We start from the raw sequence: 11,154 nt of genomic DNA, 5'->3' as shown, positions 1-11,154 counted from the left end.
TTCATCGGCAACAACGGAATACGGCCGCTCCAGGCGGCCGCGCAATCAGACGCTACGCGGCAACAGTTCGATCACGCAGGCGTCCAGCGGCGCTTCGGCCTCCAGCCGGTACTCGGCCAGGCAGTCCATGGACTCGGCATGCAGGCAGTCGTAACGCGACGGCAGCACTTGCGGCTTGCCGTCGATGCGCACCGTAAGCGCGCCGCCCGCCGTCAGCACCAGCACATCGCGCGCGGCGCTGTGGAATGTCCATGGCCCCGCGCCCGCCACCCACTGCAGCCGGGCATGCCAGCGCGCCGGCGCGTAGATCAGGTTGAAGTCGCGTATCGGCCCATCCAGCAGACGGCACTGCACTTGGGCCTCGCCTGCGAAGGCATAGGCTTGGCGCGGCGTGAGCGGCGTCTGCAGGCTGCCGTCCACCGTCAGCTGGATGCCCGAGCCCTCCAGTACCGTGATGATGCGCTGATAGCCCGTGAACGCGGAAAAGCCGCCGTCCTGTGCCACATCGGCGATGGACAGGCGCCAGTCGAACCCGGCCGCGCTGCCGCCGGGATTGCAGACGACTTCCTGCGTGGTGCCGCCGCCGTTGCGCCAGGGCATGCGCGGATAGTCGGCGGCGCGATACAGATGGACTTCGGGTTGCTTCATGAGGTGAACTTGCCTTCCAGGCGGTGCCGGGAACCAGGGTGAATCAAACGGGCCAGGGTGACGGCGCGATCGCCCGACCAGGTGCGGCGGCTGATCAACAGACAGGGCTCGTCGCGCTCGATCTGCAACAGCTGGCATTCGCGCGGCTTGGCGAGGATGGCCTCGACCACGTGCTCGCCTTCGCTCAGCGGCGCGACGCGCGTCAGGTATTCGTACGGCGTGCTATGCGTGAAGTCCTGCTTCAGGTAGTCCGGCGCCAGGCCCACATTGACGTAGCGGTCCTCCAGCTGGATCGGCAGGTCGTCTTCGTAGTGCACGATGATCGAGTGGTACACCGGCTGCCCGGCGCGGATATCCAGCGCCAGCGCCTGTTCGGCGCCTGCAGGCTCTTCGGCCAGACGCACCACGCGGCTGTGGTGGCGATGATTGCGCGCCGCGATCTCGTCGGCGATGTTATTGACGGCGAACAGCGCCGAGCGCGCCTTGGGCTGGGCCACGAAGGTGCCCACGCCCTGCATGCGCACCAGCAGTCCCTCGGCCGTCAACTCGCGCAAGGCGCGATTGATGGTCATGCGGCTGAACCCGAGCTCATCGACCAGTTCGCTTTCCGACGGCACTCGGTAGTGTTCCGGCCAAGCGCCGCTGCGGATCTGCTGCGCGATCATTTGCTTGACCTGCGCATAGAGTGGCGCAGGCGGCGCATTGGCCTGGACGGGCAATTTGGGGGGATTGGAAGCCATGGGAGATCCTGTAATGCGGCGCCAGGCGACTGATGGCGGTCAGCGCCTAGTATAGACAGGTACAGACGGCTCGCGGATCCGCAGACCCCGCGCGGCCCCGGCTTGTCGCCCGCGCCGCGCCTAGGCATGGTCCCCGGCGCGGGAGTACCGTAGTGGACGTGGGCAGCCAGATTTTCTATACTCCCCCCCTGTATTCATCGGAGCCTGCCGTGCCGCACTCCCCGGAAGAGAAAAAACGCGTCGTCACCCGCTTGCGCCGCATCCAGGGCCAGGCGCTGGCGCTGGAGCGGGCCGTGAACGAAGGCACGGAATGCGGCGCGCTGCTGCAGCAGCTGGCCGCCTTGCGCGGCGCCGCCACCGGCCTGATGGCCGAGGTGCTGGAAAGCCATCTGCGCGAAACCTTCCTCCAAACCGCCCAGGGCGGCCGCCAGGACGCCACGATCGAACCCGAAGCCGAGATCGATCTCTTGATGCGCCTGGTCCGTTCCTATCTGAAATAACGCCATCTGACATACGTGGAGCCCTAACTATGAAATCACGCGCAGCAGTCGCATTCGGACCCGGCAAGCCGCTGGAAATCGTTGAAATCGACGTCGCCCCGCCGCAGCACGGCGAAGTGCTGGTGAAGATCACCCACACCGGCGTCTGCCACACCGACGCCTTCACCCTCAGCGGCGACGATCCGGAAGGCCTGTTCCCCGCCGTGCTGGGCCACGAAGGCGCGGGCGTGGTGGTCGAAGTCGGCGAAGGCGTGACTTCGCTGAAGCCCGGCGACCACGTCATCCCGCTCTACACGGCCGAATGCCGCGAATGCAAGTTCTGCCTGTCCGGCAAGACCAACCTGTGCCAGAAAGTGCGCGCCACGCAGGGCAAGGGCGTCATGCCCGACGGCACCTCGCGCTTCAGCTATGAAGGCAAGCCGCTCTACCACTACATGGGCTGCTCGACCTTCAGCGAATACACCGTGGTCAACGAGATCTCGCTGGCCAAGATCAATCCTGCCGCTCCGCATGAAAAGGTCTGCCTGCTGGGTTGCGGCGTCACCACCGGCCTGGGCGCCGTGCACAACACCGCCAAGGTCAAGGAAGGCGACACCGTCGCCGTGTTCGGCCTGGGCGGCATCGGCCTGGCCGTGATCCAGGGCGCGGTGCAGGCCAAGGCCGGCCGCATCATCGCCGTGGACACCAACCCCAACAAGTTCGTGCTGGCCAGCGCCATGGGCGCCACCGACTGCGTCAACCCCAAGGACCACGACAAGCCTATCCAGGACGTGATCGTCGAAATGACCGACGGCGGCGTGGACTTCTCGTTCGAGTGCATCGGCAACGTTCACGTCATGCGCGCCGCGCTGGAATGCTGCCACAAGGGCTGGGGCGAGAGCATCATCATCGGCGTGGCTGGCGCCGGCCAGGAAATCAGCACGCGCCCGTTCCAGCTGGTCACGGGCCGCGTCTGGCGCGGTTCGGCCTTCGGCGGCGTCAAGGGCCGCACACAGCTGCCGGGCATGGTGGAAGACGCCATGAGCGGCAAGATCGACCTGGACCCGTTCGTGACCCACACGCTGCCGCTGGAACGCATCAACGAAGCCTTCGACCTGATGCATGAAGGCAAGTCGATCCGCACGGTGATCCACTACTAAACCCGCGTCTTGCGGCAACGACGGGCCCGGCGCGACATGCGCCGGGCCCGTTGCTTTTGCATGACAGGCTTGCGACATGTCGTCGCGCAACATGACAGCACTGTCATTCATTTCGGCGTCATCTTGACCCGCGACCATTCGCCCTCCGATGACAGAGGGGTACACGCGAATGAACACGTGGAAGAGGAACGCAGGCGCGGCCATGCTGAGCGCACTGGCGCTGCTGGCCGGCTGCGGCGGCGATGACGATGACGACAAGCCCGTCGAACAACCCGAGCAGCCGGCTCCCGGCCGGCCGATGGAACTGACGATCCTGCACATCAACGATCATCACTCCAACCTGGATAGCAAGAAGAAGGACCTCAAGCTCAAGAACGCTGCCGGCGCGCGCGTCGCCGTGAACGCCGATACGGGCGGCTTTCCGCGAGTGACGGGCGCGATCAACGCGCTGGCTGCGCAATCCGCCAACGTGCTCAAGCTGCACGCGGGCGACGCCACCACCGGCACGCTGTACTTCAACCGCGCGGGCGAACCGGGCGAGGCCGACGCGGCCATGATGAACACCGTCTGCTTCGACGCCATGACCCTGGGCAACCATGAGTTCGACAAGGGCGACAGCGGCCTGAAGCGCTTCATCGAACTGCTGCACGCGGGCGCCTGCCAGACGCCCGTGCTGAGCGCCAACGTCACGTTCGCCGCCGGCTCGGCGCTGAATCCCTCGCGCGCCCCCGGCATGGTCAAGCCCGCCGTGGTCCTCAAGCGCGACGGCCAGGATATCGGCCTGGTGGGCCTGACCATCGCCGCCAAGACCCAGCAGTCCTCCAGCCCGGACGCCGGCACCGTGTTCTCGGACGAGACCATCGCCGCGCAGCAGCAGATCGACGCGCTGCGCGCGCAGGGCGTCAATAAGATCGTGGTGATGAGCCACATCGGCTACAGCTATGACAAGCAGGTGATCGCGCAGCTGAGCGGCGTGGACGTGGTGGTGGGCGGCGACTCGCACACGTTGCTGGGTCCCGCTTCCATGGCGGACTATGGCGTGGGCTCGCCCGCGGGCGCCTATCCCACGGTGCTCCAGGACAAGGACGGCAAGCGCGTCTGCCTGGTGCAAGCGTGGGAATACTCGCAGGTGGTCGGCGAGCTGAAGGTGAGCTTCGACGCCAACGGCGACGTCACCGCCTGCGCCGGCACGCCGCATGTGCTGATGGACGGTCCGCTGAAGGTCGCCGGCGCCGCACCCTCGGCAGCCGACGAGGCGGCGATCCAGACCGACATCCAGGCCAGTGGCTTCCTGCGCATGCAGACGCCGGACGCGCAGGCCGCGGGCGTGCTGCAGCCGTTCAAGGCCAAGGTCGACCAGTTCAGCCGCAGCCTCGTCGCTTCGGTGCCGCAGGAACTATGCTCGCGGCGCGTGCCGGGCGGCCCCGGTTCGCGCGACTACAGCCGCTCCAGCGCCGCCTGCAACACGCTGGGCAGCGTCAGCCTGCGCGGCGGCGACATCCAGCAGCTGGTGGCCCAAGCCTACCTGGACGTGGCCAACGCCAGTTATGGCGGCGCCGACATCTCGCTGCAAAGCGGCGGCGGCGTGCGCGTGCCGCTACTGGGCAACGTAACGGCGGCCAACGTGATCGAAGTGGTGCCTTTCGGCAATATGCTCTGGCGCCTGGATGTGACCGGCGCCGAGGTCAAGAGCATGCTGGAAGACGGCATGCAGGCAGTCTACGGCGCGGGCGGCTCCACCGGCCCCTATCCTTATGCCGGCGGCCTGCGCTGGGACGTGAACGCGGCCCAGGCCCAGGGCAGCCGCGTGTCCAACATCGAAGTCCGGGATCAGGCCAGCGGCAACTGGCTGCCGCTGGACGCGGGCCGCAGCTACAAGCTGTTCGTGCTGAGCTTCAACGCCACCGGCGGCGACGGCTACAAGACCCTGGCCAACGTGCCGGCCTCGCGCCGGCAGGACATCGGCGTGCTGGATGCCGACGTGCTGCAGGCCTACATCGACAAGCAGGCCAAGGACCCGGTCAGCGGCCTGCCGGTGCTGAATCTGCTGCCCGTGAGCCTGTACAGCACCAAGACGTACAGCGAGTAGCGGCAGGCGCCGGGCGCGGCCATCAGGCCGGCTGCGCCCGGCTTTCGCGGTAGACGCGCTCGGTATTGCCGACGAACGTCGTCAACGAGAACTCCCGCAGCGCGGTGCTGCGGGCCTCGGCGCCCATCACGCCCAGGACCTCGCGGTTTTCCAGGATCTTCGACAGCGCTTCGACGATGCTGTCCACCGAGGCCGGCGGCACCACCCAGCCATCGCGGCCATCGGTGACGTTCTCGGGCAGCCCGCCCACGGCGCTGACGATCACGGGCTTGCCTGCGGCCATCATCTCGCGGCAGGCAAAGGAAATCGTCTCCAGCTTGGACGACAGCACAAAGCCCACGTCCAGCGCCGACAGGAAGGGGCTGACGTCCTCCATCAAGCCCGTAAACACCACCTGCTCCGACATGCCCAGTTCGGCCACGCGGCGCATCTGCTCCGCATCGGGCAGCTTGCCCGCAATCAGCACCACCACCTGCCGCCGCTTGTTGTCGGGCAGCATGGACACGGCGGTCACCATGTCCAGCCAGTTCTTGTAGACCGCGGTGCCGGCATTGCTGCCGATGACCAGCCGACCCTGCATGCCGTCGGGCAACAGGCTGCCGCGCGCCTGCGCCGCCTCCCGGCGCGAGGCCGGACTGCACTTTTCCGTATCCACCCCGTTGTGCACCACCCGCAGGTCCTCGTTGCGGAAGACCGACTGCTTCATGCGGCGAAACGTATGAGTGCACACGCAGATGACGCGGTTGGTGCCCCATTTGGCGCGCACCCGCGCACCCAGGCTGTTGGCGCTGCGGTCGGTGTGCTGCGTATAGACCATGAAGGGACGCCGCGCCCCCATGCCCACGGTCGCCAGCATGCACAGGCGGTGGTCGGCCGAGCCGTTGACGTGGACCACGTCGAACTGTTCGTCGCGCAGCAGGGCGCGCAGACGGCGCAGCGCGCGCAGCTGCTGCAGCGGACGGCCCTTGAATTCCAGGGCCAGCGTGCGAACGCCGGGCAGGGCCGCGGCCTCGGCCAGCAGGCGGCTGCTGGCGGGCGCGGCCACGGTCACCTGCGACTTCTCGCACAGGATGCGCGCCAGCGACATCACGTAGGTGGTGTGGCCGCCGCCATCGCCTTGGTGGAAATTGGTGTACAGAATCTTCATGGGGTCATACTCGAAAACGGCTGCTCGGGCAGCAGGCAGCTCCAGTCGCGCTTCTCGAACACGTCATCCCCCAGCCGGCTGGCGGGCGACAGGTTGTAGACCTTGATGCCGCGTTCGCCGAGCAGCCGGCTGGCTTGCCGGAAGGCGGGTTCGATGTGTCCGGAGAATTGCCGGTCCAGCGCGGTGGACAGCTGCGTTGCCGCGCTTTCATAGAATCGGGGTCCCGCCGCAGCCGTCAGGTCCAGGCCGTGCAGGTATATGGTTTTCGCGCCCAACCACGCCAGCAGCTGCAAGCCCGTATAGGCCACGGTGCCGCCGCCGAACAGGCCGCGCGGCGGGTCCAGGCTGAAGCCGTGCGCATGCACCGGGTTGCGCGCGTCGAACAGCACCAGTCCGGGGTCGTCGGCCAAGCGCGCTTCCAGCTGCTCGGGGCGCGCGCGCGGCTGCAGCGCGCGCTGGTGCACTTCTTCGAACAGCGCGATGCGGCAGCGCACGTCCTTGCGGTCGAACAGGAAGCCTATCCAACGGTAGACCTCGGGCGTGACGAACAACATCAGATCCTGCGCCAGCACTTGCGCCACCAGATCGCGCCTGCGGTTGACGAAACCGGCATCGAGCATGGCGTAGTAGTCAAAGCGCAGGGTAGGGTGCTGACGCCGCAGCGCGATCGAGCCGTTGACGCCCATCGTCACATCCAGCCGGCAACGCGCGTAGTCGATCTGAGCCACCGAAGGGCCGCTCAATATCAGATGGGCGTCGGCTGCGATGTCGCGCGGCAGTTGATCCAGCGGGGTGGTGGCAGGGCCTTGCACGCCGCGCAGTTCACATCCTGTCAGCCGCTCCTGCCCACCGCGCTGAACCGTCACAAAGGGCCACAAGGTTTCGTTGTGCCGGTATGCGGCGGGCCGGGTGTGGCGATAGAAGTAACGCAGGCCCTTGGTCAGCGGACGCGAACACAGCAAACGTGGAATGAGCCCGGGACTAGGCATGAGCAATGTTGCGCGGAAGCCGCGAAATAACCTTGTAAGCGGCGAATTCTACGCAGGCGGACCTGTCGAAAAAGCGAGTGAACCCTTGAAGATGTAACGCTTTTATGGAAACTCCAAAACGTCCCTAAATTTGTTGCCGACGCTTTCCACAGAGCACGGCATCGCGGCGCCCCAAAACTTTCGATTACGTTTTGCCGCAAAGATTAGCCTGCTGGGCACAGCCATGCGCTAGCTGCGGGGCCGCGCCTGCGGCCTTCCGCTACGATGCGGGTATCGCAATGTCCCGATTCAAGCAATCAACCCTGGATAGGAAGAATTTCGATGTCTACGACCGCCACCCTGAACACGGCTGCCGCCCACGCACCCCGCCTGAGCGTGCCCGCGTTCCGCGCGCGCAAGCGCCAGGAGCCGCTGGTGATGCTGACGGCCTACACGGCGCGCATGGCCGAACTGCTGGACCCGCATTGCGACGCCCTGCTGGTGGGCGACAGCCTGGCCCAGACGATCTACGGACTGCCTTCCACCGTGCCCGTCACGCTGGACATGATGATTGCGCACGGCGCCGCCGTGGTGCGCGGCTCGCGCCGGGCGCTGATCGTCGTCGACATGCCTTTCGGCAGTTATGAGGAAAGCCCCGAGCAGGCCTTCCGCTCCGCCGCGCGCATCATGAAGGAAACCGGCGCGGGCGCGGTCAAGCTCGAAGGCGGCCAGAGCATGGCGCCGACCGTCGCCTATCTGTCCGCGCGCGGCATCCCGGTCATGGGCCATGTCGGCCTGACGCCGCAAGCCGTGAATATCCTGGGCGGCTACGGCGCGCGCGGCCGCGGCGAAGCCGAATACGCCCGCATCGCCGCCGACGCCGCCGCCGTCGCGGACGCCGGCGCCTTCTCGCTGGTGATCGAAGGCGTGGTCGAGCCGCTGGCGGCGTCGATCACCGAGGCCGTCGCCTGCCCGACCATCGGCATAGGCGCATCCGCGCGCTGCGACGGCCAGGTGCTGGTGGTGGACGACATGCTGGGCATGTTCGAGCGCACCGCGCGCTTCGTGAAGCGCTACGACGACCTGGCCGGCCGCATTCAGCAGGCGGCGCAGACCTATGCCACCGAAGTCCGCGCGCGGACCTTCCCCGAATCGGCCCATCTCTACGGCGTGGCGGGCGGCGCCTGATGGCTGCGCGCGTTTCTCGCTAGAATCTTCCCCATGCCTTTCTACGCACACACCTCATGAGCACGCCCCGCATGGACACGCCCCAATTGCAGGACGCCATCGCGGACGCCATCAGCACCGCCACGCGCGGCGCCGGGCGCGTGAACATCCTGGTCGCGGGCAAGACCGGCGTGGGCAAGAGCACGCTGATCAATGCCGTATTCCGCGGCGACCTGGCCAAGACCGGCGCAGGCAAGCCCGTCACCCAGTCGACCCAGGAATTCACCCGGGCCGGCCATCCGCTCACCATCATCGACACGCGCGGCCTGGAGGTCGGCGACTACGAGCGCTCGCGCCAGCAGCTGGCGGACCTGATCCAGGAACGCTCCGCCGCCGACGACCAGGACCGGCACCTGCACGTGGCCTGGCTCTGCATCCAGGACAGCAGCCACCGCGTCGAAGACGCGGAAATCGAACTGTGCAACATGCTGTCCGATGCCGGCATCCCCGTCGTGGCGGTGCTGACCAAGGCGCGCAAGAACAGCCCCTTCGTCGACGAAGCGCGCAAGCTGCTGCCGCGCGCCAAGCAGGTGGTGGCGGTGCGCGCGCTACCGGAATGGATCGAGGAGCTGGACGCGGAACTGCCGCCCATGGGCCTGGACAACCTGATCGAGGCCACCGCCCTGCACATCCCCGAGGCGCAGCAGCGGGCCTATGCCAACGCGCTGTCCACCCGCAACAAGAAGGCCCTGGAAGTAAAAAAAAAGCGGGCTGAGATAGAGGTCAACGTGGCCGCGGGGCTGGCCGCGTCGGCCGCCGCCGCGCCCATCCCGTTCTCGGACGCCGTTGCGCTGGTGCCCATCCAGGTCGGCATGATCGCCAAGATCGGCATCACTTTCGGCATGGAACTGAATACCGCCGCCATCACCACGCTGGTCACCTCCACGCTGGGCGCGTCCGCGGCCACCCTGATCGGGCGCTCGGTGGTCTCCGGGCTGCTGAAATTCATCCCCGGCGCGGGCAGCGCAGTGGGCGGCACCATTGCCGCCACCACCGCCGGCGCCATCACCAAGCTGCTGGGTAATGCCTACGTGGCCGTGCTGTACGACTTCTGCCTGAAGCATCCGGGCAAGGATATCGACATCGCGATGATCGCCCAGGCCTTGAAGCAGCGCGTCAGCTTCTGAAGCCCGCTGCGGCCGCACTCGTATCCAAGCACTAGCGCCCGGTGGCATCTGCCGAATTGCGCCGCGACTGCGGCGTCGGATCTATACTTTTCTGACCGCCCCCGCCGCTGCGACGCGCCAGCGGCCCGGACGTCCCGCGCCGCGCGCCGGATGCTCTTGCGCAGGCCCAGGCAGCCTGCGCGCAGGGAGACGTTCATGACTCGCAAATACATCGATTGCCGCGAATACCCCAGCGCAATGAACTGCACGGTGGCGCTGGCGGCGGATTCCGAAGGCGAATTGCTGGAAGCCGCCGTGCAGCATGCAACCACGGTGCACAAGCATGCCGACACCCCCGAGTTGCGTACGCAGCTGAAGTCGCTGTTCCACGACGGCACGCCGCCAGTTGAAATACCCAGCCGCACATGAGGCGGCCGCCATTGGCGCCGGCGTGGTTCGCCACGCCGGCGCTTGCGCCCATCAAAGCGTCACGGAAGCGTCCCGGTTTGCGCGGACGGCTCCGCGCGCGCCGGCATCAGGCCCGGGCCGCAACAGGTTGAGCGGCCCGCACCGCTTCGAACAGATTCTTCGGATCGGGCAGTTGCGGCGCAACCTCGATGCGGGCGCCCACGCCATGGCGCACGGCGGCGTCGCGCAGCCAGCGCAAGGCCGAGAAGTCTTCCAGTGCAAAGCCCACCGAATCGAAGATGGTCACGTCGGCTGCGTTCTTGCGTCCGGCGGACTGGCCCGTCAGCACCCGCCACAATTCCGTCACCGCGAAGTCGGCAGGCATCTGCTGCAGGTCGCCCTCGATGCGTGTCTGCGGCTCGTATTCCACGAACACCGGGCCCGCGCGCAGCACGTCCGCATGCAGTTCCGTCTTGCCCGGGCAGTCGCCGCCGACAGCGTTGATGTGCATGCCAGGCTCGACCATGTCCGCGGTCAGGATGGTGGCGTAGGCCTTGTCCGCTGTCACCGTGGTGACGATGTCCGTGCCCTTGACCGCCTCTGCCGCACTATCGAAGCGCACCACGCGCAAGCCGGGCACTGAAGCCAGATTGCTTTCAAGCTTGCGTGTGGCGCCTGCGTCCACGTCATAGACGTGCAGCGTGTCGACGCCGAGGATGTAGTGAAAGGCCAATGCCTGGAACTCGCTCTGCGCGCCGTTGCCGATCAGCGCCATCCTGCGCGAGTCCGGCCGCGCCAGCGCGCGCGCCGCCAAGGCGGAGGTCACGGCCGTGCGCAGCGCGGTGGTCAAGGTCAGCTCGCTGATCAGCAGCGGCTCGCCCGTGCTGACCTGCGCCAGCGCGCCGAATGCCATCACGGTGGACAGGCCGGCCTGCGGATTGCCCGGGTGGCCGTTCACGTATTTGAAGGTGTAGTACTCGCTGTCGGCGGTGGGCATCAGTTCGATCACGCCGGTTGCCGAATGGCTGGCCACCCGCGCGCTCTTGTCGAATTCCTGCCATCGAAGAAAGTCCGACAGCAGATAGTCCAGCAGACCGGAAAAGACCTGTTGCGGGCCTTGCAGGGCCACGATTTTGGCCACGTCGGAAGTTGAAAGCAGCGTCGTCAATTTGTTCTCCCCGA

Annotated in this window: 11 protein-coding genes; 6 read left to right on the top strand and 5 right to left on the bottom strand. The window is 66.9% G+C overall.

Features of this window, described 5'->3' with window-relative positions:
• Positions 1-45 precede the first annotated feature (45 nt).
• On the bottom strand, positions 46-648 hold the full coding sequence (locus IB258_RS17250; protein WP_119449897.1) for a HutD family protein: 603 nt from the start codon (positions 646-648) through the stop codon (positions 46-48).
• Positions 645-1,388, bottom strand: coding sequence for a histidine utilization repressor (hutC, locus tag IB258_RS17245; RefSeq protein WP_192352942.1), 744 nt, complete (start codon positions 1,386-1,388; stop codon positions 645-647). The genes IB258_RS17250 and hutC overlap by 4 nt, the downstream gene beginning before the upstream one ends.
• A 209-nt stretch (positions 1,389-1,597) precedes the next feature.
• On the opposite strand from hutC, the gene IB258_RS17240 reads away from it, so the two are divergent.
• The 3 genes from IB258_RS17240 (at position 1,598) to IB258_RS17230 (ending at position 5,116) form a co-directional block, all read left to right on the top strand.
• Positions 1,598-1,888 (top strand): metal-sensing transcriptional repressor, encoded by a 291-nt coding sequence (locus IB258_RS17240; RefSeq protein WP_054455908.1) that lies wholly within the window; start codon positions 1,598-1,600, stop codon positions 1,886-1,888.
• A gap of 29 nt (positions 1,889-1,917) precedes the next feature.
• Positions 1,918-3,027 (top strand): S-(hydroxymethyl)glutathione dehydrogenase/class III alcohol dehydrogenase, encoded by a 1,110-nt coding sequence (locus IB258_RS17235; RefSeq protein WP_054455360.1) that lies wholly within the window; start codon positions 1,918-1,920, stop codon positions 3,025-3,027.
• Between the two features lie 169 nt (positions 3,028-3,196).
• The gene (locus IB258_RS17230) at positions 3,197-5,116 is read left to right on the top strand and encodes a bifunctional UDP-sugar hydrolase/5'-nucleotidase (protein WP_175212817.1); all 1,920 of its coding nucleotides are present in this window, start codon (positions 3,197-3,199) and stop codon (positions 5,114-5,116) included.
• Between the two features lie 22 nt (positions 5,117-5,138).
• On the opposite strand, the gene IB258_RS17225 is transcribed toward IB258_RS17230, so the two are convergent.
• The gene (locus IB258_RS17225; protein ID WP_054455364.1) at positions 5,139-6,263 is read right to left on the bottom strand and encodes a glycosyltransferase family 4 protein; all 1,125 of its coding nucleotides are present in this window, start codon (positions 6,261-6,263) and stop codon (positions 5,139-5,141) included.
• Complete coding sequence (locus tag IB258_RS17220; protein ID WP_054455366.1) at positions 6,260-7,252, bottom strand: hypothetical protein; 993 nt, start codon at positions 7,250-7,252, stop codon at positions 6,260-6,262. The genes IB258_RS17225 and IB258_RS17220 overlap by 4 nt, the downstream gene beginning before the upstream one ends.
• A 321-nt stretch (positions 7,253-7,573) precedes the next feature.
• On the opposite strand from IB258_RS17220, the gene panB reads away from it, so the two are divergent.
• The 3 genes from panB (at position 7,574) to IB258_RS17205 (ending at position 9,993) form a co-directional block, all read left to right on the top strand.
• A complete protein-coding gene (panB, locus tag IB258_RS17215) occupies positions 7,574-8,419 on the top strand; it encodes a 3-methyl-2-oxobutanoate hydroxymethyltransferase (protein ID WP_125470602.1) in 846 nt (281 codons plus the stop codon).
• 56 nt (positions 8,420-8,475) lie between these two features.
• A complete protein-coding gene (locus IB258_RS17210; RefSeq protein WP_119449893.1) occupies positions 8,476-9,585 on the top strand; it encodes a YcjF family protein in 1,110 nt (369 codons plus the stop codon).
• A gap of 195 nt (positions 9,586-9,780) precedes the next feature.
• Positions 9,781-9,993, top strand: a complete 213-nt coding sequence (locus tag IB258_RS17205; protein WP_054455373.1) for a DUF1059 domain-containing protein — start codon at positions 9,781-9,783, stop codon at positions 9,991-9,993.
• A 106-nt stretch (positions 9,994-10,099) separates the two neighbouring features.
• Here IB258_RS17205 and IB258_RS17200 read toward each other — a convergent pair whose 3' ends face one another.
• Positions 10,100-11,140: an ornithine cyclodeaminase gene (locus IB258_RS17200; protein WP_125470603.1), complete on the bottom strand. Its 1,041-nt coding sequence runs from the start codon at positions 11,138-11,140 to the stop codon at positions 10,100-10,102.
• Positions 11,141-11,154: the final 14 nt, after the last annotated feature.

The organism is Achromobacter sp. ACM02 (assembly GCF_014851605.1).
Taxonomy (GTDB): domain Bacteria; phylum Pseudomonadota; class Gammaproteobacteria; order Burkholderiales; family Burkholderiaceae_B; genus Achromobacter; species Achromobacter aegrifaciens.
This window is presented reverse-complemented; position numbering and strand designations above follow the sequence as displayed.